A 21,785-nucleotide genomic window follows, 5' to 3' on the forward strand; every position below is an offset into this window, starting at 1 on the left:
AGCGAAGGATCTGCCAACATCGCGGAGACCAGAGATGAACATGCGGTCGACCAGATCGAGGGTGACGTTTTCGAACCCGTTCACCTTGCCGGGATACCCGGGCGATTTGCCTGCGGGCGACTACGAAATTCTCGTCGAAGAGGAGCTTCTCCAAGGATTGAGCTTCGAGGCATATAGACGGACGGCCACCTATCTGACGGTGCGCGGAAGCGGCAGTTCTGCGGGACGGACCGAGTTGTGGGCGACTTCCGATGGCGACCTGGAAAAGGCGCTGAGCCGGGATGCGGCCACGACCAAACCGAACAAACACAGCGATGCGGCGCTTTCCCCGCAGGAGGATAGAACATGAACACTCCCGAATGGCTTAAACCTGGCATCTATGGTGCTGTGATTGGCGGCGCTTTTGTCGGCATCGTCGGATTTTCCTGGGGCGGCTGGGTGACCGGCGGAACTGCATATGACAGGGCGATGGCGATGTCCCGAGACGATGTCGTCGCATCAATGGTGCCGGTTTGCCTCGACATAGCCCGAACTGACCCCCAGCGAAGGAGCAAGCTGGAAACGATACGAGCCGCCTCGGCCTATCAGAGACGCGACGCCCTCATGGCCGCTGGCTGGGCGACGGTCCCCGGAACCGAAACCCCGGATCGCGACATCGCAAAAGCCTGCCTGGCATCGCTCGATGTCGATGCGATACCCGAGCGGTCGGAAACTACGGTCGACGAAGGATGAGCAGGTTCATCAAGGCGGCCGGAGCATGGATGCCGAAGCTCGGCCTGGGTATGGCGGTGATCGCTGCGACCGGCATGATAGCCTTTTCTTCGCTACCAGTTATTGCGCAGGATGGCACCGGGCCGGTCCCCAAGAATGCAGAGGCCCGGAACTATGGCGGTGGCTGGGACTGCGACCTGGGATACCGGGTAGATGACGCAGAATGCGTCGCCATCGACTTGCCCGAGAACGCCTATGCAACGGGCCGTTCATTCGGCACGGGCTGGGCGTGCCGACGTGGATACCAGGAAAAGGGTGGTTCAACTTGCGAAGCAATCCCGGTGCCCGAGAACGCGTTCTTGCGATCTTCGGGTTTCGGTTGGCAATGCGAGCGCGGTTATCGTTTGGATCGTAAGGCATGTATTTCGATCACTCTTCCAGAGAATGCATTTCTTACCAATGAAACCTCAGGTTCGGGGTGGGCCTGCGCGCGCGGTTTCACGGCGACGGCAGACGCATGCGCTCCCATTGCGGTTCCTAAGAACGGCTATCTCACCAATGCGGTCTATGGCGCCAAATGGATCTGCGAGAGGGGCTTCTTCGAGATCGATGGCCGCTGCGATCCCGTGAAACTTCCGGCAAATGCGTATCTTGACCCGGAGTCAAAAGAAACTGGATGGCGTTGCGACCGGGCATATGAGGCCGCGGACAACACCTGCGTTGCGATCGCCCTGCCGGCAAATGCCCATCTCGATCGATCTGGAAACAGGTGGCGCTGCGACCGCAGTTTTCAGCTCTCCAACGGGGAGTGCGTTCTTGGGCGATAGAGTGCCACAAGCCACCCATGGCGGCCTGTTCGGAAAACGGATGCGGATAGGATGCCGCCTGCTCTACCGGATGGTCCAGCCGACGCCGCTCGTCGCCATGCTGAACGTGCACTATTCTCGCTTTGGCGACCTGGAGAACGTCGACGAGCTAGTGACTTCACCAAGCGTGCCGCTCGAATCCTATCGTGACGGCTTCGGAAACTGGTGCACGCGGATGGTGGCGCCGGCGGGGGACTTCACCTTGTCCACGGACGGGATATTCCGCGATAGCGGTCTGCCCGATCCGGCCGCACCGGACGCCGGACAACATGCGGTTGAGGATCTACCGTTCGAGACGCTGGCGTACCTCCTTGGCAGTCGCTACTGCGATACGGATCTTCTGTCGGAAGACGCTTGGCGCCTGTTCGAGAGTACGCCGCCGGGATGGGCGCGTGTACAGGCGATCTGCGACTACGTCCACTCTGCCATTTCGTTCGACTACATGCAGGCGAGCGCAACACGCACGGCGTCCGAAGCGTTGGCCGGCCGGCAGGGTGTCTGCCGGGATTTCACCCATCTCGCAATCGCCCTCTGCCGTTGCATGAACATCCCCGCCCGCTACTGCACCGGCTACCTGAGCGAATTCGGTCAGCCGGAGCCTCATGCGCCAGACGATTTCGCTGCCTGGATGGAGGTCTTTCTAGGTGGCCGTTGGTGGGTTTTCGATCCACGAAACAATAACCCGCGCCTGGGGAGGATCTTGATCGCGCGCGGTCGGGATGCCGCCGATGTGCCTCTGACGCAGACGTTCGGCCCGAACATGCTGACCGAGTTCCATGTTTGGACGGAAGAACTGGACTGACCTTGGTATTCTTCGTGGCGTGCCATCGTAAATCGGGTCGCCAGCCCCCATATAGGTGATACCGATGCCAGGGATCCCGGTCCGAAATGGATAAGGAGTCGGCACCGGCCAATCAAAGGATCGATGACATGTCCTTCAAGGACCTTACCGCCAGAGCTGCGGCCGCAATGGAGCCGAAGCCTGCAGAGACCGCAACGCCCCCTGCCAAGGAGAACGAAGCCAAGGCCACCGGCAAGGAAGCGCCCGCGAAATCGAAGACTTCTTAAAAGGTGCACAGATCACGCGCCCCTTTCCCAAGAGGGGCGCGGACCACCCGCAGCAACAAGGGATAGGATCACGCCAATGGAAGACCTGACAAGCAAGACCGTTGCGGTCTTTTCCCGACCGTTCACCATTCCAGGCTTTGCCGAGATGCTCCCGGCAGGCGAGTACGAGATCGAAACGGAGCTGGTTTCTCCCCCGGATCAACAGGATCCCGAAGCCTGGAAAGCTTCCGTCCTGGTGAAGCTTCATCCCCGGACATCCCATCCTGGACTTGCACGAACTCTGACCGTTTCCCTTGCCGACCTCGACCATGCACGCGCCAGGGACAAGCTGACGGGCAAAGCCTTGTCCGACTTCTTCCTTGAGGAAATGCTGGCTGACCCGATGATACGCCTCGTGATGAAGGCCGACGGTGTCTCTGAGGCACATCTGCGCCATCTCTACGCCGGGCGCAGGAGGCCTGATCCCAACTATGATGCACGGCCTTCGAAGACGGCGGTCCAAATGGCGCGGGACGAGGAGTCGATCAAGACCGCCGAAAACGAAGGCATGCCTCCTAAACCGGACCCGGTGCCGCCCTTGAGCGCCTGCCAAACAGCGGGACGCACGTGATGACGAACAAGGCCACCGCCGAAGGTGCACCGCCAGACGACATCGCGACCGCAAGGGCATTGGGCGACGTCCTGCAAGAACGCCGATGCCTCCGATGCGAAACCATGTTCTGGAGCGAGGGTTTCGGAGAACGGATCTGCAGGCGCTGCAAAGGGTTGAACGCCTGGCGGAACGCCGTGCCCGTCAGCCCGGGCACATCTCGCCGCCGCTGATCCCCACAACCGCGTTGCTCGTCAATGAAAAGACGGAGGCTGAAAATGTCTAAGTCGCCAAAGGAATACGAGGTCGGCTATGGCAAGCCTCCGAAGGCAAGTCAGTTCAAGAAGGGGCAATCCGGAAATCCGAAAGGCCGGCCCAAAGAGGGCAAGAACGTGGGAACAATGTTGAAGAACGTATTCTTTCGGAAGATTGCGATCACCGAACATGGAAAACGTCGTGAAGTCCCGATGCTCGAAGCGATTTTGCGTCAGCTCGTGAACGGCGCAGCAAAGGGAGAATTGCGGTCTGTCGATCGGGTGCTCAAGCTTTTGCCCATGGTACAGGAAGCCAGTGCAGCTGCGATGTCGGAGGATGCGGATGCCGCCAAAATGAAATCGGAAACCGAGGTTGCCGTGCTCGAGGCTCTGGCCGAGATGTTCGGCGGCGCACCCGACCAGCTCTTTGCGACTGTTCAGAAAGGACTGGGCGATGATCGCGCTGAAACCTGAAAGCGTTACAGAGGTCGCCAGAGCCGCAATGCGCGAAAACCTCTATGCATTCTTGATTGGCGCATTTGATGTGCTCTGCCCGGGGGAGACGCTTTCCCGGGCACCTTATCTGGAGGCCATGTGCTTTGCGTTGCAACGCGTAGCAACGGGCGAGTGTTCGCGCTTGATGATCTCGATTGCACCGCGCCAACTAAAATCGGTTTGTGGATCGGTTTTGTTGCCGGCCTTTGTCCTGGGGCGCGATGCGACGCAGAAAGTGGTGGTTGTCAGTTATGGCAAGGATCTTGCACGAGAACATGCGGAACAGTTCAGGCGCCTGGTCACGAGTTCATTTTACAGGCGGCTGTTCCCTCAGATGAGCTTGGATCCCAGGCACAACCGTCACGAGCATATGAAAACCTCGGCAGGTGGCGGCCGAAAATCCGTCTCTGTCGGTGGCGGCGTTACAGGCTTCGGTGCCAACCTGATTATTATCGACGATCTCGGCAAACCGTCCGAGATGCGGCATGACAGCTATCGTCAGGAGTTGCGTGACTATTTCGATCAGACCTTGTTTTCTCGTCTGAACGACAAGAGAAAAGATCGTATCGTGTCGATCCAGCAGCGCCTGCATCCCGACGATTTTTCGGCGTATCTCCTCGAGAAGGAGACCTTTGATCACCTGTGTTTGCCGTCGATCGCCGAACTCCCGGAAGAACTCCGGCTTTACAACAATCGCGTGTTCAGGCGGCGGCCCGGGGATGACCTGAACCCGGAACGGGAACCTCAGGAGGTTCTCGCCAGGATCAAAGCCGATATCGGGACCTTCGCGTTCCAGGCACAATACCAACAGAACCCGTCCGACGGTGAGAGCGCATTCCTGTCGATGTCGGATTTGCATCTGCTCGATACCCTCCCGAACGAAATTTTGTTCACGCGGCGCGTACAGAGTTGGGATACGGCGGCCAAAGACGGTCCTCGGTGTGACTATTCGGTCGGAATGACCTTTGGTTGGCATGACCAGGAAATGCGCTGGTATCTTCTCGACGTCATTCGCGGACGGCTCGACTACACCGAACTCAAGTCAACAATCCGCCGATGGCGCGAGCGTTGGGTCGCGGACAAGGTTTTGATCGAGGCGTCCGCTATGGGCAACGCGCTGCTTCAGGAGTTCCGGCGCGAGACAAACGGAGTCTTTCAACCGATAAACGTGGTTAACAGTAAGCTGGACCGGTTCATCCCTCATACCGATTGGATCAAGTCCGGGAAGCTTGCGATCCCAACCGACAAGCCTTGGTTTGACACGTTCCAGCGTGAACTTCTGGCATTCCCGGATGCCAGTTATGACGACCAGGTCGATGCACTCACCCAGTTTGCGGAGTATATGCGCCGGTCTCAGAACGCTTACCTGGACACAGATCCGCATTCCGGGCGCCGCATGGGACAAATTCATCGGGAGCGCCCTCGGCGGGAAGACAGGATGCGGTTCGCGTGAAATTGATCAATCAAGCATGGAGGGGCGACTGAAGGAATCCGGTTCAGAAGGCCAGCCGTGCCTATATTGACAGCGCAGCGGTTCTATAGGCTTTGTCAGAGGGATGGCCCTTGAGCGGGGCAGGGTGGGCAGGTAGCCTCTGCCATGACAAACCCGAACCCGTTCCGCTACTTTCGCACGAGCCGCGAGATCATACAACTGGCCGTGATGCTGTACGTCAGATTTCAGCTGTCACTGCGCAATGTGGAGGATCTGCTGCACGAGCGCGGCATTGATGTGAGCCACGAGTCGGTACGGTTCTGGTGGCAGCGATTTGGTCCGATGTTTGCCGCCGAAATCCGTAAGAAACGGGTTGAGCGGATGCGATCCTGGCCACAGTGGCGTTGGCACCGCGATGAGATGTTCGTGAAGATCAACAGGGAAAGACACTACCTGTGGCGCGCCGTGGACTACGAAGGCGAGGTTCTGGAAAGCTACGTGACGAAGACGCGCGGCAAGAAGGCGGCATTGAAATTCCTTAAGAAAACGATGAAGCGCCACGGCCGGCCGCATGTTTTCGTGACCGACCTGCTCCGCTCCTACGGAGCGGCGCCAAGAGACATCGGTGCCATCCATCTCCAGGAAACAGGTCGCTGGATGAACAATCGGGCGGAGAATTCGCACCTGCCGTTTCGACGACGGGAACGGGCGATGTTGCGGTTCCGGCGGATGCGAAGTTTGCAGCTGTTTGCCGCCGTTCACGCCTCGGTCTTCAACCATTTCAATGCCGATCGGAGTCTCACCAGTCGAGCCAACTTTAAGCACCACCGCGCCGCCGCTCTCTCGGAGTGGCGTTGTCTCTGCGCGGCATGAAGGGCAGCTATCCTGCCGTCATGAAGACCGGTTCTCATCCGTCTGACAGCCCCCCTCCGGATGATCTCCATTAATCTAACAATCAACTGTTTGGCAAGGCTGCCAAGATGCGCTAAGTTCCATGCGCGACAGAGGGTTCACCGGCGGCTTCCAATGCGCGCCTGTTCGTCGACATCCTAGATCAAGGGCGCGCACGAAAGCGCGATGCAACGACAAGGTGGGGAGCACAGAGTTCATGACCGATCGACTGGATGATCCGCAGGTCTACATACCCGATCTGTTCGCCACCCATGCCCGCCACTACCCCGGCAAAGACGCTGTGATTTGCGACGGTGAACGACGCAGCTGGGGGGATTTCGTCGGCAATATCAACCGCGTGGCCAATCATCTGATTGAAAACGGCATGCAGAAGGGCGACCGCGTTGCGGTCATGATGGGTAATTCCATAGAGATGCTGGAATGCCTGTTCGGTGTGGTGCGGGCGGGGGGCTGCGCCGTGCCGTTGTCGGGCCTTCTGACAGCCGATCAGCTGGAAAGCCTGCTGAGCGATTGCGATGCGGTCGCCGCTTTTGTCTCGGCCGAGTTTGAGGAGCGGGTCACGCCACTGGCGAGCAAACTACCTGGCATCCGGACCTGGATCGCCCATGGGTTTGCGGCAGAGGGTTGGGGTAAGGTCGCGGATATCTATGCGGCATCTCCGAGCACCATTCCGGATATCCGCCATGCTCTGACAGACGTGTTCAACATCATCTATTCGTCCGGCACGACCGGGCTGCCTAAGGGGATCGTTCAGACCCACCGCGCGCGCCTGCATTGGGCATTTTCCAATGCGGTCGAGATGGGCTTTACGTCCGACAGCCGCGCACTGACGACGACGCCGCTCTATTCCAACGGCACATGGCTGATGATGCTACCGATCCTGTTTGCCGGGGGAACGCTGCATGTGATGCCGACCTTTGATGCCGTTGCGTTTCTGAAGACGGTTGAGCGGGAAAAGATCACTCATACCTTCATGGTCCCCGCGCAATGCTTGATGGTGCTGGAGCGGCCAGAGCTGGACGGTGCGGACCTGAGCTCCCTGCGCACGGTCCTTACAGCCGGATCGCCCTTGCGCCGAGACACCAAACGAGACGTCCTCGAAAGGATTTCCCCGGGCCTGTTCGAGATGTACGGCTTCTCCGAAGGCTTCGCATCCATGCTGAAACCGCATCAGCATGCGGAGAAGTTCGACACCGTTGGCACCCCGGTTCTAGGGTTCGAAGTGCGCATCCTGGATGACGAGGGCAACGAATTGCCGCCCGGCGAACCCGGTGAGATCGCGGGGTATGGCGCTGGCATAATGTCGGAATACAACAAACGGGATTTGCAAACAGCCGAACTGATCTGGCGGGATGAGCGGGGGCGCACATTCATCCGGTCCGGCGATATTGGCGTGATGGACGAGGACGGCTTCCTCAAGATCGTCGACCGCAAGAAGGACATGATCATCTCGGGCGGTTTCAACGTGTTCCCAACGGATGTGGAAGCGATCGTCGGTCAGCACCCCGACGTGATGGATGTGGCGGTCATTGGGGTACCGCACCCCAAATGGGGCGAATGCTGTCTGGCGCTGGTGATCCCGGTGACAGGCCGCAATCCAGAGCCGGAGGCAATCCGGGACTGGGCCAATGGGCGACTCGCCAAGACGCAACGGCTGGTCGGTGTCGAGCTCCGCGAGGCATTCCCTCGCAACGCGCTGGGCAAGGTGATCAAGAAGGACCTTCGCGCGCCCTATTGGAAAGATGCTGCGATTTGAGCTGGTAGGCTCTTTCAGTCCTTGCGGATCGCCTGAACGAATGACCGGGCAATCTGCTTGGCGGTGGCGTCTTTCTTGCCATTGTACCAGACCGGAACCCAGTTGAGAGCCCCCAGAAACTGGAGCCTCAACAGCCCACGGTCGACATCATCTGGCAGATCAAGTTCGTCAAAGAGAGCCTTGAAAATCTGTTCATAAGTGCGGCGATGGGCCTTGAGCTTTTGGTTCAGCTCCTCGCGATCCTCGGCGAAATTAGGCGAGATGATCGTGACCAGATTGCCGCTGCCCAGAAGGCCCTTCAGATGGGCGACAGCGGCACGTTCCAATCGCTCCCAGGGCGTATTGCCTTTGGCGATGGCTGCCTCGGTGTCGGCGATCATGTCGGTCACCACCCGTTCGTGGATGGCCAGCAACATGTCTTCCTTCGATGGGAAATGGTAATAGAGAGAGCCCGGAAGCATATCGACAGCAGAGGCGATATCGCGCATAGAGGTGCCGTCAAACCCATGCCGGGCGATCAACTCGGATGCCTTTCTGAGGACGTCTTCGCGTTTGTTCTTGCGACGTGGTCGCTGCCCGGTACGCGATTTCGGTTTTTTGTCTCCTGCGCGCGCGCGTGGCTGTTGCGATACCAAAGAGCCGGCCTCCCCCTTTGCTGGCCCGCGGTCGAGACGGGCAACCTTACTGTGGCGCCTATATGGGCGGTGCTGATCTTATTCTACCGATTGTTTGTTTGAATTTCGAGGCTGAAAAAATTAGGTTTGGTGTGGGTGTGTGCGTGGAGGCGTGAAATGTCCAATGGTCAGGCGACCTTGACGGTCAATGGCGCAGTCGCGGAAATCGTGTTCCGTAACGCCGATCTGGGGTTCATGGATCGTGCGATGGAAACGGACCTGCTGGCGGCCGTGGAGCAGATCACGCAGGTTCCGTCGATCCGCGTCTGTGTTCTTTCGGGCGCAGAGCCTGGGGTGTTCATCCGCCATTACGATCTGAAGGTTCTGGCCCCGCAGGCCGAAAAGATGACCGCGCGAAAGATGGTGTTCACCACCGATCGGCCTGTGCCTGAAGCGCCCATTCACATCGCCATGCGCCTGATGGAGGGCAGTGACATAATCTTCATTGCGGCGATGACAGGTACGGCGATGGGTGGCGGGTTCGAGCTGGCGCTGGCTTGTGATCTGCGCATCGTACAGGCGGGCGCTCATGAATATGGCTTGCCGGAAATCAATCTGGGCATCCTGCCCGGTGCCGGTGGGACGCAGCGCCTACCGCAGATCCTCGGACAGTCGCGCGCGCTACACATGACGCTGACCGGCGATACGCTGAGCCCGGACGAGATGGTTGCGGCCGGTCTCGCCTCGGCCTGCGTGGATGATGCGCGGGCAGAGGCGCTGGTGTTGGCGCAGCGCATGGCGTGCAAGCCTGCGCGGGCGGCCGGTCATATCAAGCGGCTGGTACGGCAGGCGAAGTCTGCAAGGCCCGAGGATTTCGCGGATGAACGCACGCTGTTCTGCGACCTGATGGTCCAGCCGGAGGCAAATCGGCTGCTCGCGGAAGGCGCGGAAGGCTCGCGGCAGATCACCGACGAACCCTAAGCCTCCCTAAGAGGCCGGTGCTTCCAGCAGGATCACGGAGCAGGCGGCTTCGTCAAAGCCGATGACGCCGCCGCCGTTTTCGGCAAGCGCGATGCGTGCCTTGCCGGTCTGGCGCGCGCCAGCTTCGCCGCGCAATTGCAAGGCCAGTTCATGGATCATCGACAGGCCCGTGGCGCCAACGGGGTGCCCTTTCGAGACCAAGCCGCCCGACAGGTTGACCGGCAGGCGGCCACCTAGCTTGGTGGCGCCTTCGGCAACCAGAGGACCGCCCTGGCCCTCGTCGGCAAAACCCAGCATTTCGAGCTGGAAGATTTCGCAGAAGGACGTGGCGTCGTGCAATTCGACCAAATCGACATCCGCCGGGGTCAGCCCGGATTTGGCGTAGGCCTTTTGCGCTGCTATCCGGCTGAGCCCCGGTTCCGACGGATCGCGGTACTTACCCCCGGTCAGAACCGAGGCGCGCACCTTGACCGCACGGTCGCGGATTTCCTTAGGTTGCCGGGCCAGGACGTCTCCTGACACGAGGATTGAGGCGGCGGCGCCGTCGCCGATGGGCGCGGCCATCGACCGGGTAATGGGCCAGGACACCTCGCGGTCGGCCAGCGCCTCTTCCACCGGAACTTCGAAGCGGTACTGCGCTTTGGGGTTCATTGACCCGTGCCAGTGGTTTTTCGATGCGGCAATGGCGATCTGTTCCTGCGTGGTGCCATAGGTCTTCATGTGCCACGCGGCCTGCATTGCGTATGTATCCATGAAGACAGTCCCGCCGGCAGCGTTCGGATCGAAGGGCTTGCCGGCTTCTTCGCCACGCCTGGCGTAGTAATCGTGCCATTCTTGTGGGTCGAACTGATCGATGCCGCCTTCGAAAATCTCGAGCGTGCGAGCCGCGTCGCCTTGGACAAAGGTCTTTTCAACGCCGATGGCCAGAGAGACGTCCATATCACCTGAAGCGACGTCTTTCCACGCACCGTGGAAGGCCATCGACGCGGTGGCGCAGCCGCCTTCGACATTGATCATCGGCACGCGTTCGGGAAAGAGCCCCTCGCGCACCAGCGGAGTGAAACAGACCTGGCCGCGGATGTTGCGCTGGCCGAAGGTACCCATGCCACAATTGCCGAACCAAGCCTGTTCGATGGCATCACCGTTTTCCCAGCCTGCATCGAAGATCACGTCGCGATAGGCTTCACGTGTCAGGTCCTTGAAGCTGTCGCCGGGGCGTTTTCCGAAGGCGGTGCAGGAGGTGGCGAGAACATACACATCACGCATTGTGGTCTCCTTTCAGGAGGATCTTTCCGTTGCGGCCGCCGCGCGCGGCGTGGGCGACGGCCTCCTTGATCTGATCCAGCGGATAGCGCGCCTCGATATCGGTTTGCAGAATGCCCTCGGCCATTTTGGCTTCCAGAAAACCGTGCAGGTCGCGCATCTCCTCAAAGGTCGCGGTGCGGTACCAGTCGAAAAGCCAAAAGCCCCGCAACCGGACGTTGCGGAACACGACATCGCGCGCGTCCATCTCGTTGGGCCGGCCCGAAAGCAGGCCGTAGGCGACAACCGTTCCACGATCGGCAAGTGCTGCGCCAAGCGTGCGGGTGGCGCCACCGCCCACGGCGTCGAGTGCGAGTTTCGGGGCAGCACCTGCCGCCTCGGCGATGGCGGCGGCGATGTCCTGGCCCTGGTCTACGATGACCGCGTCCGCACCATCATCGTTCAGCGCGTCGACCACATCGGCACGGCGGACGATGTTGACCGTGTGCAGGCCACGTTCACGGGCAAAACGGATGACCATACGGCCCACGTTGGAATTGGCTGCGTTCTGCACGACCCAGTCGCCCTGCTGCAGGTCGATGATATCGGTCAGCATCAGATGGGCGGTGCCCGGATTGGCGCGCATCAAGGCCGCCTGTTCGGGATCCGCGCCGGTCGGCGCCTTGGGCGCCATACGTTCGCGCAGGATCAGCGTGTCGGCCCAGAACCCGCCGCCCACCGGCAGCACAGCGTCCCCAACGGCGAGCCGCGTCACACCTTCACCGACCGCATCCACAACACCATAGGCCCCGACGCCCGGTGTGGCGGGCAGGGTGATGGGCTCTGAGCCGTAACGCCCTTCGATGGAGAGCAGATCGGCGGGGTTGATCGTCATCACACGGTTGCGCACGCGCACTTCGCCGGGGCCGGGAGTGGGATCGTCTTCTTCTATGATCTCGATCACCTCGGTCGGATCGCCATGCTGCCGGAAAATCACGCGTTTCATGCTCTGCTCCGTTTCTTCAAATCGCGCAGGTCCACCATGCCGGGGGCGTCGCGCGGGTCGTCCACATCGGGAAAGATCAGGCCCTTGCGCACTTTCTGCGTGCCGGTTCGTGGCAGATCATCGACAAAGGCGATCCAGCCCGGCAGCTTGTAATAGGCAACGAGATTGCGGGCGCTGTCAAAGATGGCGCGGGCGGTCTCGGCATCGCGCGGCGTGCCGACCTTGGGAAGGATGCAGGCCATCACCTCTTCGTCGCGCACCTCGTCCATAACTCCGATGACGGCGACGGCTTCGACGGCGGGATGGCCGATCAGGGCGTTTTCGACCTCGGCGGCCGAGATGTTTTCGCCCGAGCGCCGGATGATGTTTTTTCGCCGTTCAACGAAATGCAGCATCCCGTCAGGTTCCTGCACCACCACATCCCCGGTGTGAAACCAGCCAGAGCGCCAGGCTTCGGACGTGGCCTCGGGGTTTTTCAGGTATTCCCGGAAAAAGCCGTGGCGCGCGTCGGGGCCGTGGGCGCGCACGACAAGCTCACCTTCCGTGCCGGGGGACACGGGGTTGCCAGACTCGTCGACCACGCGCGCATCCAGATCATCGGTTGCCTTCCCGAAGGCGCGCGTGTGGATGCGGCGCGGTTCGTGGCAATCCCCCAGAAAGCGGCCTGTTTCGGTCATGCCCCAAACCTCGACCATCGGCACGCCAAAGCGATCCTCGAAGTCCTGGTGAATACGCGGCTCCAGCCCGGCGCCTAGGCCGAAGCGCAGAGTGTGCTGGTGCTCGGCCGGTTCGGGGTCTCGTTTCAGAAGGATGGGCGGGATGATGCCCAGATAATGCATCGCCGTCGCGCAGGTATGCACGATGTCCTGCCACCAGCTTGCCGGGTGGAACCTGTCAGGCAGGATCAGGCAGTTTCCAGTCAGGATCAGCGCGGTGAGCGTATTGATGCCGGCATTCACGTGGAAGACGGGCAACGGAACGAAGATCCTGTCTGCGCGCAATTGCAGTGCCAGTCGGCCTCCCAGCCGGGCATAGGCAAGACCGACGGCGAAGTGATACTCATGGTCGATCACACAGCCCTTTGGCCGCCCCGTGGTGCCGGATGTATAGACTAGGGCGGCTTCGGCCTGCCGCCCTCTGCCGCGCGCCAGGGCCGATCTGCGCGCTTGAGGCAGCGGATCATTTTCCAAAACTGCCGCGACGCCCAGCGTGCCCGCGACACGCTGAAGCTGGTCGATGTTATGCGCCAGGCCGAGGGCAAGGTCGGCCTCGGAATGCTCGAGCAGATAGGCGAGTTCATGATCCAGGTAGTCGGGGTTCACCGGCACCTGCGTCGCCTGGAGCGCATAAAGCGCAAGCTGGCTGAAGATATGGACAGGCTGGTTGTCGAGCATCAGGGCGACGCGATGGCCCGCGCCATAGCCCGCGGCCCGGAAGCGGTCTATCCGGGCTTGGACTTCGACAAGTGCGTCACCGTACGAGATCTCAACCCCATCCGGATGATAGGAACGCCCTTCGCGCGGTGGCACGCAGAGAAAGGGCAAGTCGGGATGCAGGCGTGCGGCTTCGGCAAAGGCCTCGTAGGCTGTGTCGGAGCGCGCGGCGAGCGCCTCTGCTGTCTCGCGGGCGGCCGTGCCGTCTATCTGCGGGGGAAGATCGCGCGCCATAGTGCCTCAGCCGTTCAGAAGAACGGGGAGGTGGCGTGTGCCACGTGGGACCATCGCGTCCAGCCATTCCGGCGGAGCCGACGGATCGAGCGCGAGGTTCGGAAACCGCGCAAACAGCCGTTCCACGGCGATGCGGCCTTCCTCCCGCGCCAGTTTCGCGCCCAGACAGAGGTGAATGCCCTGTCCGAAGGTCAGATGGCGGTTCTGCTGGCGGGTGATGTCAAACCGGTCCGGATCCTTGAAGATGCGCGGGTCGCGGTTGGCGGAATTCACCATGACAAAGACCCGCTGGCCTTCGCGAATCCGCCGCCCGTGCAGGTCGTGATCCTCAGCCGCGACACGCACGAGGGCATTCGTGGGCCCATCAAAGCGTAACACTTCTTCGATGGCACTGTCGATCAGTGCTGGATCGGATTTGAGTTTTGCCAACTGGTCAGGATGGCGCAGGAGCAACAGCGTTGCGTTTCCTATCAGGTTGGTTGTCGTCTCGTGCCCGGCAAAGAGAACAAGGATGCAGGTGGCGATAAGCTCGTCCTCGCTGAGCTTGTCGCCTTCGTCCCGCGCATTGATCAGGTCCATTAGAAAACCGGGCTTCGGGTTTTCTGTGCGTTCCTTGATCAGCTGGGCGAAATAGGAAGACATCTTCCGGCATCCGCGCTCGGCGCGTTCGTATTTGTCGCCTGAGTTGCGCGCCCCGCCGATGAACACGGCCATATCGTCAGACCATTCCTTGAAATCGTTGAGCATATCGCGTGGCACGTCGAGCAGATCCATGATGACAAAGGCCGGTAGTTGCAGGGCGTATTCGCGGATCAGGTCGACCTCGTTGCGTCCGCCACTTTCAAGCCGGTCCAGCAAGAGATCGGTAATCTCGGTGATGTTGGGTCGCATGTGCTCGATCGCGCTGGCCGTGAAAGCATGGCGCAGGATCCTGCGCACGCGGGTGTGATCGGGCGGATCACGAAATGCGAGCCACAGATTTAAGTAATGAACAATGTCTTTCAGAAGAACTGCATCGGCGGGGGGCAATGATTGGTAGAACGTCGCCAGGCGATTGACCGACAAATGATCGGACAACAGAAGATCGCGCACGTCGGTATAGCGTGTGATGATCCAGGATTTTAGCGAAGGGCTCCAATGAACGGGGTCGTCTTCTCTAAGCCTGGCGTAGATTGGAAAGGGATTGGCCATCACCGAAGGATCAGACGGGTCATACACAAGCGGCTCTGCGGTCTGCGGGGCGGTCATTTGACGCCTCCTTGAGTGCTTAAAAATACCAAACGTTCGTTTGCCTACCTTGGCTTTCTATTCGCGATTGCCTCCCAATTCAAGCAGAGCGAGCTCCTTTATTGAAGTAACAAGGACGGCAGCCAGGTCGCTGTGGCCGGAAACATGGCGAGGATTACCAGGGTAACGATCTGCAGCCCGATATAGGGCGTCGCACCGCGCCAGATCTGCATTGTCGTGACCGAAGGGGGCGCGACCCCGCGAAGATAGAACAGCGCGAAGCCGAAGGGCGGCGTCAGGAAGGATGTTTGCAGGTTGAGCGCAATCATCACGCCCAACCAGACGGGGTCGGCCCCCATGATGATGAGGACCGGGCAGAGCACCGGCACGAGAATGAAGATGATCTCAAGAAAGTCGAGAAAGAAGCCGAGGATGAACATAAGCGCCATCGTGAAAATCATCGCGCCTGTCAGACCGGCCGGGATCCCCGACATGAACTCGTGAATGGTGTGCTCGCCGCCCAGCCCCCTAAAGACAAGCGTGAACAAGGTGGCACCGATCAGAACGGTGAAGATCATCCCGGTAATGCGTGCCGTGCGGAAGGTGACATCCATCAGCGATCCGCTGCGGAAGGTTACCCACAGGCTGACCAGAATGCCGACCGTGATGACGCCCATCAGCACGACGGCGATCCACATCGCGATCAATTCGCGGGTCGAGGCCAGTTGGCGGCCCATGCGCATGTCGAACATCGACAGAAGAAAAAGGACAATGATTGCGCTGGCGAGCGAAGCCTTCACGAAAGGGCGTGAGGTTTCGTTCTCGCGCCACGCAGCCAGAAACAGCGCACCGACAGCTCCGACACCCGCGGCTTCGGTCGGGGTTGCAACCCCGGCAAGGATGGATCCCAGGACCGCCACAATGAGCAGAAGCGGGGCCGCGAGCGCCCGAACGATCAGCTGGGCGGTGGTCTCTGCCTCTATTACGCCGCCGTCGTCGCCCAGCCGGATTTCTTCGAGGGGCAGGGCAGGGGCCGCAGCCGGATTGCGCCAGGCGAGCAGGAGTTGCCAGAGAAGATAAAGCCCAACCAGAATAAATCCCGGAATGAGGCAACCTGCAAAAAGATCGGCGACGCCGACGCTGCGCCCCGAAGGGTTTCCGCTGCTCAGGTTCGCCTGCTGGTTGGCGAATGTCAGAAAATCCCCGAGAAAGACCAGAACGATTGATGGGGGAATGATCTGGCCCAGGGTGCCCGCGGCACAGATCGCACCCGAGGCGCCTGACGCGTCATACCCATTGCGCAGCATCACCGGCAGCGCGAGTACGCCCATTGTCACAACAGTTGCGCCGACGATACCGGTGGACGCAGCCATCAGCGCACCAACCACGGTCGTGGCGATCAGCAGCCCGCCGGGTCTCTGACCAAAAAGCCGCGCCATCGCGGTCAGCATCTGTTCGGCGACCTTGCTACGTTCCAGAAGAAGGCCCATGAAGATAAAGAGCGGTGCAGCCACGATCACGGTGTTGTTGAGGACCGCCCAGACCCGCTGAGGCAGAAAATTCAGCGTCGCGATCCGGAACAAACCCAACTCGCCGGCCATGAATGCAAAAGCAAGCGCTACGCCTGCCAGTGTGAAGGCCACCGGGAAGCCCAGAAGCATCAGCGCGATCGTCACAACGAACATCCAGACGTCCGGATGGGTCATCAGCCAGTCGATCACGTATCGCCCTCCTGGCCGGTGATCAGGACGTTGAGCCTGCGCAGCAGAAAGGCGAAGGTGGCAAACCCAAGAAGTACGCAGAACGCGAGCATGCATGTCTTGAGCAGATAAACGAAGGGAATGCCGGACATCTCGACCGAACCTTCGCGCATCTTCCATGATCGCTGCACATAGGGCAGCGAGCGATCCCACATCAGCCACAAGAAAGGCACAAGGAGGAGAAGCGTGCCAAGAATGTCGATCACCGCCTTTTTGCGGCGGCTCATGATCGAATAGAATATGTCGACGCGCACATGTTCATCTTCCTTCAACGCCCAGCCCGCGAGGCCGACTGCGACGATGGCAAAGCAATAGCCGACCGCCTCGAACAGCCACACATGTCCGGTGCCGAACACGTAGCGTGCCATGGCATTGACGAAGACGAGCAGCATGAGTGGTAGGATCAGGCAGGCCAGAATCTTGCCCGTCAGAACGGTTATGCGGTCGATGATATCTGCGATCCCGAGCATTCGACGCTCCCTTGCCCCGGCGGAGAGGCCTCCGGAGTTTCAAGACGCTGGCGCACCCGTGTTTCCACGGATGCGCCATTTGAAGTTGGACTAGCCTTTGGTGACTTCCACCTGCCGAACGCGGGCGCGGTAATAGGGCACCTCGGCAGCGACACTGTACTCCACGGCTTTCTTGAGGTAATCCGAGTAGCTGGCGTAGATCGCACGTGCCCGGTCGTCCACCTCGCCAAGTTCGGCGACGGCTTCGGCCGACATCTTTGCCAGTTCGTCGATCACGTCCTGTGGATACTCGCGCACCTCGACGCCATGCTCGTTCTTCAAAGTCTGGTAAAACTGCGCATTGTTATACGCCCACTCGCCCACGTTGATGGAGTTCGCCGACTGAATGGCGTGCTGAACGATGGCCTGATGGCTTGGGCTCAGTTCATCGAACACGTTGGCGTTGATCGCGATTTCACCGGCCGAGTTCGGTTCCTGGAAACCCGGTGCATAATAATACTTGGCGTGCTGATAGAAGCCCGAAACCGTGTCGAGCCACGGTCCCTGAAGTTCGGTTCCGTCCAGCGCACCTGATTGCAATGCTGGGAAGATTTCCTGCGCCGGGATCAGCACCGCGTTGGCACCGACTCGGCGCATCACTTCGCCACCCAGACCCGGCATCCGCATTGTTATGCCACGCAGGTCTTCGATGTTGTTGATCTCCTTGTTGAACCAGCCCGCCATCTGGATGCCGGTCTGACCGCAGGTGAACGGGACCAAGCCGAATATCTCGCGGAACGCTTCGTGCTGCAGCTCCTGGCCGCCGCCATGGTTCATCCATGCCATGTGCTCGACCTGCGTCAGGCCGAACGGGATCTGCGAAAAGAACACGGCAGGTTGCCACTGGCCCGTAATGTAGGCTGGTGTGGAATGCATACAGTCGGCGGCACCCGAACCAACCGCGTCGTAAACCTCGAAGGCTGCGACCAGTTCGCCCGCAGCGGCGACATCGACGGTCAGATCGCCGTCGGTCATCTTGTCGACAAACTCCGCGAAATTGTAGGCGATCGAGGCGAGGCCGGGGAAATTGTGCGGCCAGGACATCACCATTTGCAGCTTTCGTTTGCCCTGCGCATATGCCGGGGCAGCCAATGCGGCAGGGGCCGCGACGGCGCCTGTCCTGAGAAACGTACGTCGATTGAGTGTCATGCTGTTCCTCCCTAGTGCAGCATAAGTGGAAGTTCGTCTTCGGGGTGCCGCACAATTCTGTTGGCAAGGCTGAGGCTTCTGTGCGGCGTCGGGCTTGCCTTGCGGATGAGTGTCCGTGATGTGCGACAATTAGTCAACCAAACGATTGCTTGGTTTGGGGCAGAAATTCTCCTTACAAAAAGCGTTTTCCTTTGCGGTTTTGTGTCAGATACTGGGGTCAGCCGCCGATTGTCTTTCGCTTCACGACGATACCGGCTGCCTCTCGGTCCCATGTATCAGGGGTTACCCCGGCGTCGCGCAAAATGTGCTTTTGCACTTTCTGGGTGGGGGTCTTCGGCAGGTCGTCGATGATACGGATGTAGTGGGGCAGCATGAAGTGAGCCATGCGATCCCGTAGATGCTCAAAAAGCGCCTCGGGGTCGATCGTGCGGCCTTTTGCGGGTACGACCACGACCAGAACCTCGTCCTCGTTGAAAGCGCTGGGCACAGGAACGGCGGCGCTTTCGGCGACATCGGGATGAGCGTTAACCTCGGCTTCGACCTCGAAGGAGGAGATGTTTTCACCCCTGCGTCGGATGGCATCCTTGATCCGGTCGACAAAATAGAAATATCCCGCTTTGTCGTACTTGAAGGCGTCGCCGGTGTGAAACCAGCCATTGCGCCAGGCTTTCGCGGTGGCCTCGGGATTTTTGTAGTATCCGTGGTTCAGCCCCCAAACGGTATCGGTGCGCACGATCAACTCACCCGCGACGCCAGGGGGGAGCTCACAATCGTATTCATCGACCACACGTGCCTCGACACCAGGGCGCAGCACGCCGCAGGTGCCGTTTTTGGGCGGGTAGGGCTCCGAAACCATGGGCGAGGAGATTTCAGTCATGTTGAAGGTTGTGCGCAGCGTAATCCCGTGCCGCTTGCCAAGCCTGCGCGCATCGTCGTTCCAGGGCACGCAGATGGCTCTTTTCAATGTGTGATCGGTGTCGTCATCGCGTTCGGGCAAACCGTTGAGGAAGGTAATGATCGCGCCCAGAAGCAGCGTGTTGGTGATCTTCTCGCGCCGCACCGTGTCCCAGAAGACATCGGTTTTGAAATGCTTGTCCAGGTGGCAGGAACTGCCCGTGCCCAGCGCGATGTTGAAGTACACCGTGCCGCCAACATGGAAGAGCGGGAGGTTGATCAGTGTATGGTCGGTCTCCTCGATATAGCCATGTGCGACGGGGCCCATGGCGTGGCCCTGAACGTAGGAAGACAGTACCGCCTTGGACGGTCCGGTCGTCCCGGAGGTGAAGATGATATATTGGGTGTCCCATGGGGCGATCTCATATGGGATGCCGGGCAGGCCGGTATCGGCTTGAAGGGCGCTTGCAGGATGACAGGCGAACCCGTCAAGCGTGCCTTCACCGCCGGTGACGATCACGTCGGATAGAATGCCGCAATCGATCTCGGCCAGGCGGTCCAGCAGGTCGGCATGGCAGACCATTAGGGTGGCATCCGATAGTTTGACCACATGTTCCAAGAGCGCGCCTTTATAGGCCACGTTCACGGGCACATAGACGGCTCCTAGGTAGTTCAGCCCGAACCATGTCACCAGCGCCTCCCAGGAATTGGGCTGCCAGGACAGGACATGATCGCCTTTCTTCACGCCCATGGCCTGAAAGGCCGCGGCGGCGCGGCGGGTCTGGTCAAGCGTCTCGGCCCAGCTCCACCGCGGTCCGCCTTCGAAACTGACAAACAAGTCATCGGGTTTGCGGGCTGCCCAATGCTCCATCTGATAGGCCAGAACACACTCTTCTTTGGCAGGAATGCGCGGGTCAAAAACCATGGTGTGACGTCCTTTCCTGAAATGGGCTTACAAGACCTGATGCACCTGATACCTGACGCCGCCGGGACGGTCTTCGCCGATCCCCACGGCAACGATGCCGTTCAGCCAGGCATAGGTGTCGGAACCGGTTTCGAAGTAAGGGGTAGTGCGGAAGTAATATTCGTCTGCGCGCACAGGCTCGCCCCCCGCGATCCGGCGCATCACATCGCCGGACCCGTGACGCGCCCCGCGATAGGTCGTGTAGATCAGCGCGCCATCCTCGGTCTCGAGCGTGATGCGCACGTCCAGTTGGAACACACGGTCGGGCCGAACCAGCACCCAGTCGCCCCCGCCTGGCAGAACGCGGCCCTTCAGTCGTGGCCCCTCGAACGTGCCGCCGCGCACATAAGCGATATAGCGTTTACCGGCCGGGGTGGTGCCCACGGGTTGCGGCGGCTCGATCTCGGCCGACATCTCGAACAGGAATTCCGATTTCAATTGGTCCAACGCGCTCTACTCCCAAATTGCGCGACCGGTGTCAGAGCCTTTCGACGATTGTCACATTGGCCTGCCCGCCGCCTTCGCACATGGTTTGCAGGCCATAGCGTTTGCCGCGGTCTTTCAGGGCATGGATTAGCGTAACCATCAGTTTGGCGCCGGACCCGCCCAGAGGGTGGCCCAGTGCAATGGCGCCGCCATTCACGTTCAGTCGCTCAGGATCGGCATCGACACCTTTCATCCAGGCCATCGGGATCGAGGCAAAGGCCTCGTTCACCTCGTAGAGATCGATGTCGCCGATTTTCATCCCGGCCCGGTCCAGCGCCCGCTGGGTGGCAGCGATCGGCGTGTCGAGCATGACCACGGGATCTCCACCGTAGACCGAGATGTGGTGAATGCGCGCCAGAGGCTCCACACCCAGATCCCTGAGACCTTTTTCACTGACCACCATTAGGCCGGCGGCCCCGTCGCAGATCTGGCTGGCCGAAGCGGCGGTCAGCCGTCCGCCCTCCTGCAGGAGCCGGACCTGAGAGATCGCTTCGTAGCTCGCGTCATAGCGGATGCCTTCATCCGCCTCTGCGGCCGTGCCGGGCACCGACCCGTCGTAGAGACGCTGTTCGACCGGGGTAATCTCGTCCCTGAACTTTCCGGCCTTGGTGGCGGCTGCGGCTTTCCGATGGCTCTCCAGTGAAAATCGATCCATCTCTTCGCGCGACAGATCCCAGTTTTCGGCCACCATCTCGGCCCCGGTGAATTGGCTGAAGAACACGCCGGGATACCGGTCTTCCATCAAGGGACTTTTGTAGAAACCCAGCCCCGCCTTTTGCGGCAAGTCCATCGGGGTACCAATCGGCACGCGCGACATGCTTTCCACCCCTGCAGCGATCACGCAGTCCATCGTGCCCGACATCACCGCCTGCGCCGCAAATTGCAGCGCCTGTTGCGACGATCCGCATTGCCGGTCGACCGAAGTGGCAGGCACCGTTTCGGGCAGCGACGAGGCCAGCACCGCCCCGCGGGCCACGTTTGTCGATTGCTCGCCGATCTGAGACACGCATCCCAGGATCACATCGTCGATACGCCCGGGATCGGCTTTCGTGCGGCGGATGAGATCATTCAGCACCTGTGCGGCCAGATCCACCGGGTGCCAGCCCGAGAGCTGACCGCCCTTGCGGCCTCCGGCGGTGCGGGTTGCGGCGACGATGTAGGCTTCGGGCATGGGCTGTCTCACTTTTCCTGCGCGTCTGGCAT

Annotated in this window: 22 protein-coding genes; 11 read left to right on the forward strand and 11 right to left on the reverse strand. The window is 60.4% G+C overall.

The annotated features are described in order from the left end of the window. Positions 1-34 precede the first annotated feature (34 nt). The 10 genes from AC2FLM_RS00140 to AC2FLM_RS00185 all read left to right on the forward strand — a co-directional run bounded on the left by AC2FLM_RS00140 (position 35) and on the right by AC2FLM_RS00185 (position 8,083). Entirely contained in the window at positions 35-349 is a 315-nt protein-coding gene (locus AC2FLM_RS00140) for a hypothetical protein (RefSeq protein WP_496854599.1), read from the forward strand. Next, on the forward strand, positions 346-732 hold the full coding sequence (locus AC2FLM_RS00145; protein ID WP_496854601.1) for a hypothetical protein: 387 nt from the start codon (positions 346-348) through the stop codon (positions 730-732). Before AC2FLM_RS00140 ends, AC2FLM_RS00145 begins: the two co-directional genes overlap by 4 nt. Continuing rightward, entirely contained in the window at positions 729-1,538 is an 810-nt protein-coding gene (locus tag AC2FLM_RS00150; protein ID WP_496854603.1) for a hypothetical protein, read from the forward strand. The genes AC2FLM_RS00145 and AC2FLM_RS00150 overlap by 4 nt, the downstream gene beginning before the upstream one ends. A 40-nt stretch (positions 1,539-1,578) precedes the next feature. Next, positions 1,579-2,379: a transglutaminase-like domain-containing protein gene (locus AC2FLM_RS00155; protein WP_496854790.1), complete on the forward strand. Its 801-nt coding sequence runs from the start codon at positions 1,579-1,581 to the stop codon at positions 2,377-2,379. Between the two features lie 128 nt (positions 2,380-2,507). Further along, positions 2,508-2,645, forward strand: a complete 138-nt coding sequence (locus AC2FLM_RS00160; RefSeq protein WP_263388490.1) for a hypothetical protein — start codon at positions 2,508-2,510, stop codon at positions 2,643-2,645. Between the two features lie 76 nt (positions 2,646-2,721). Beyond that, positions 2,722-3,255, forward strand: coding sequence for a hypothetical protein (locus tag AC2FLM_RS00165; protein WP_263388489.1), 534 nt, complete (start codon positions 2,722-2,724; stop codon positions 3,253-3,255). Between the two features lie 257 nt (positions 3,256-3,512). Then, positions 3,513-3,962: a DUF5681 domain-containing protein gene (locus AC2FLM_RS00170; RefSeq protein ID WP_496854605.1), complete on the forward strand. Its 450-nt coding sequence runs from the start codon at positions 3,513-3,515 to the stop codon at positions 3,960-3,962. After that, on the forward strand, positions 3,943-5,436 hold the full coding sequence (gene terL / locus AC2FLM_RS00175) for a phage terminase large subunit (protein ID WP_496854607.1): 1,494 nt from the start codon (positions 3,943-3,945) through the stop codon (positions 5,434-5,436). Before AC2FLM_RS00170 ends, terL begins: the two co-directional genes overlap by 20 nt. A 144-nt stretch (positions 5,437-5,580) precedes the next feature. Next, entirely contained in the window at positions 5,581-6,288 is a 708-nt protein-coding gene (locus AC2FLM_RS00180) for an IS6 family transposase (protein WP_496854609.1), read from the forward strand. A gap of 235 nt (positions 6,289-6,523) precedes the next feature. Then, positions 6,524-8,083, forward strand: coding sequence for a class I adenylate-forming enzyme family protein (locus AC2FLM_RS00185; protein ID WP_496854611.1), 1,560 nt, complete (start codon positions 6,524-6,526; stop codon positions 8,081-8,083). 14 nt (positions 8,084-8,097) lie between these two features. Here AC2FLM_RS00185 and AC2FLM_RS00190 read toward each other — a convergent pair whose 3' ends face one another. Next, positions 8,098-8,718 carry a TetR/AcrR family transcriptional regulator gene (locus tag AC2FLM_RS00190; protein ID WP_496854613.1) on the reverse strand — a complete coding sequence of 207 codons (621 nt, stop codon included), beginning with the start codon at positions 8,716-8,718 and terminating at the stop codon, positions 8,098-8,100. 156 nt (positions 8,719-8,874) lie between these two features. Here AC2FLM_RS00190 and AC2FLM_RS00195 point away from each other — a divergent pair, with 156 nt between their 5' ends. Beyond that, complete coding sequence (locus AC2FLM_RS00195) at positions 8,875-9,678, forward strand: enoyl-CoA hydratase/isomerase family protein (protein WP_496854615.1); 804 nt, start codon at positions 8,875-8,877, stop codon at positions 9,676-9,678. 6 nt (positions 9,679-9,684) lie between these two features. Here AC2FLM_RS00195 and AC2FLM_RS00200 read toward each other — a convergent pair whose 3' ends face one another. The 10 genes from AC2FLM_RS00200 to AC2FLM_RS00245 form a co-directional block, all read right to left on the reverse strand. Beyond that, a complete protein-coding gene (locus AC2FLM_RS00200; RefSeq protein ID WP_234221450.1) occupies positions 9,685-10,944 on the reverse strand; it encodes a thiolase family protein in 1,260 nt (419 codons plus the stop codon). Beyond that, positions 10,937-11,926, reverse strand: coding sequence for a zinc-dependent alcohol dehydrogenase family protein (locus tag AC2FLM_RS00205; RefSeq protein WP_496854617.1), 990 nt, complete (start codon positions 11,924-11,926; stop codon positions 10,937-10,939). Before AC2FLM_RS00205 ends, AC2FLM_RS00200 begins: the two co-directional genes overlap by 8 nt. Next, on the reverse strand, positions 11,923-13,593 hold the full coding sequence (locus AC2FLM_RS00210; protein WP_496854619.1) for an AMP-binding protein: 1,671 nt from the start codon (positions 13,591-13,593) through the stop codon (positions 11,923-11,925). The genes AC2FLM_RS00205 and AC2FLM_RS00210 overlap by 4 nt, the downstream gene beginning before the upstream one ends. 6 nt (positions 13,594-13,599) lie before the next feature. Then, positions 13,600-14,841 carry a cytochrome P450 gene (locus AC2FLM_RS00215; RefSeq protein ID WP_234221454.1) on the reverse strand — a complete coding sequence of 414 codons (1,242 nt, stop codon included), beginning with the start codon at positions 14,839-14,841 and terminating at the stop codon, positions 13,600-13,602. A gap of 98 nt (positions 14,842-14,939) precedes the next feature. Further along, on the reverse strand, positions 14,940-16,541 hold the full coding sequence (locus AC2FLM_RS00220; protein WP_496854622.1) for a TRAP transporter large permease: 1,602 nt from the start codon (positions 16,539-16,541) through the stop codon (positions 14,940-14,942). Next, entirely contained in the window at positions 16,538-17,050 is a 513-nt protein-coding gene (locus AC2FLM_RS00225; protein ID WP_496854624.1) for a TRAP transporter small permease subunit, read from the reverse strand. Before AC2FLM_RS00225 ends, AC2FLM_RS00220 begins: the two co-directional genes overlap by 4 nt. A gap of 90 nt (positions 17,051-17,140) precedes the next feature. Continuing rightward, positions 17,141-18,238 carry a TRAP transporter substrate-binding protein gene (locus AC2FLM_RS00230; protein WP_234221457.1) on the reverse strand — a complete coding sequence of 366 codons (1,098 nt, stop codon included), beginning with the start codon at positions 18,236-18,238 and terminating at the stop codon, positions 17,141-17,143. Positions 18,239-18,455: 217 nt separating this feature from the next. Next, complete coding sequence (locus tag AC2FLM_RS00235) at positions 18,456-20,057, reverse strand: AMP-binding protein (RefSeq protein WP_496854626.1); 1,602 nt, start codon at positions 20,055-20,057, stop codon at positions 18,456-18,458. 27 nt (positions 20,058-20,084) lie between these two features. After that, positions 20,085-20,543 carry a DUF3237 domain-containing protein gene (locus AC2FLM_RS00240; RefSeq protein ID WP_496854628.1) on the reverse strand — a complete coding sequence of 153 codons (459 nt, stop codon included), beginning with the start codon at positions 20,541-20,543 and terminating at the stop codon, positions 20,085-20,087. A 31-nt stretch (positions 20,544-20,574) separates the two neighbouring features. Continuing rightward, on the reverse strand, positions 20,575-21,753 hold the full coding sequence (locus AC2FLM_RS00245) for an acetyl-CoA C-acetyltransferase (protein WP_496854630.1): 1,179 nt from the start codon (positions 21,751-21,753) through the stop codon (positions 20,575-20,577). Positions 21,754-21,785 lie beyond the last annotated feature (32 nt).

Source organism: Ruegeria sp. SAZD011, from assembly GCF_059612545.1.

Coding starts and splice junctions, on each gene's coding strand:
- AC2FLM_RS00155 (WP_496854790.1), top strand. CDS start 1,579: ATGCGGATAGGATGCCGCCTGCTCTACCGGATGGTCCAGCCGACGCCG.
- AC2FLM_RS00185 (WP_496854611.1), top strand. CDS start 6,524: ATGACCGATCGACTGGATGATCCGCAGGTCTACATACCCGATCTGTTC.
- AC2FLM_RS00160 (WP_263388490.1), top strand. CDS start 2,508: ATGTCCTTCAAGGACCTTACCGCCAGAGCTGCGGCCGCAATGGAGCCG.
- AC2FLM_RS00165 (WP_263388489.1), top strand. CDS start 2,722: ATGGAAGACCTGACAAGCAAGACCGTTGCGGTCTTTTCCCGACCGTTC.
- AC2FLM_RS00215 (WP_234221454.1), bottom strand. CDS start 14,841: ATGACCGCCCCGCAGACCGCAGAGCCGCTTGTGTATGACCCGTCTGAT.
- AC2FLM_RS00140 (WP_496854599.1), top strand. CDS start 35: ATGAACATGCGGTCGACCAGATCGAGGGTGACGTTTTCGAACCCGTTC.
- AC2FLM_RS00225 (WP_496854624.1), bottom strand. CDS start 17,050: ATGCTCGGGATCGCAGATATCATCGACCGCATAACCGTTCTGACGGGC.
- AC2FLM_RS00245 (WP_496854630.1), bottom strand. CDS start 21,753: ATGCCCGAAGCCTACATCGTCGCCGCAACCCGCACCGCCGGAGGCCGC.
- AC2FLM_RS00235 (WP_496854626.1), bottom strand. CDS start 20,057: ATGGTTTTTGACCCGCGCATTCCTGCCAAAGAAGAGTGTGTTCTGGCC.
- AC2FLM_RS00205 (WP_496854617.1), bottom strand. CDS start 11,926: ATGAAACGCGTGATTTTCCGGCAGCATGGCGATCCGACCGAGGTGATC.
- AC2FLM_RS00170 (WP_496854605.1), top strand. CDS start 3,513: ATGTCTAAGTCGCCAAAGGAATACGAGGTCGGCTATGGCAAGCCTCCG.
- AC2FLM_RS00180 (WP_496854609.1), top strand. CDS start 5,581: ATGACAAACCCGAACCCGTTCCGCTACTTTCGCACGAGCCGCGAGATC.
- AC2FLM_RS00145 (WP_496854601.1), top strand. CDS start 346: ATGAACACTCCCGAATGGCTTAAACCTGGCATCTATGGTGCTGTGATT.
- AC2FLM_RS00150 (WP_496854603.1), top strand. CDS start 729: ATGAGCAGGTTCATCAAGGCGGCCGGAGCATGGATGCCGAAGCTCGGC.
- AC2FLM_RS00210 (WP_496854619.1), bottom strand. CDS start 13,593: ATGGCGCGCGATCTTCCCCCGCAGATAGACGGCACGGCCGCCCGCGAG.
- AC2FLM_RS00195 (WP_496854615.1), top strand. CDS start 8,875: ATGTCCAATGGTCAGGCGACCTTGACGGTCAATGGCGCAGTCGCGGAA.
- AC2FLM_RS00200 (WP_234221450.1), bottom strand. CDS start 10,944: ATGCGTGATGTGTATGTTCTCGCCACCTCCTGCACCGCCTTCGGAAAA.
- AC2FLM_RS00230 (WP_234221457.1), bottom strand. CDS start 18,238: ATGACACTCAATCGACGTACGTTTCTCAGGACAGGCGCCGTCGCGGCC.
- terL (WP_496854607.1), top strand. CDS start 3,943: ATGATCGCGCTGAAACCTGAAAGCGTTACAGAGGTCGCCAGAGCCGCA.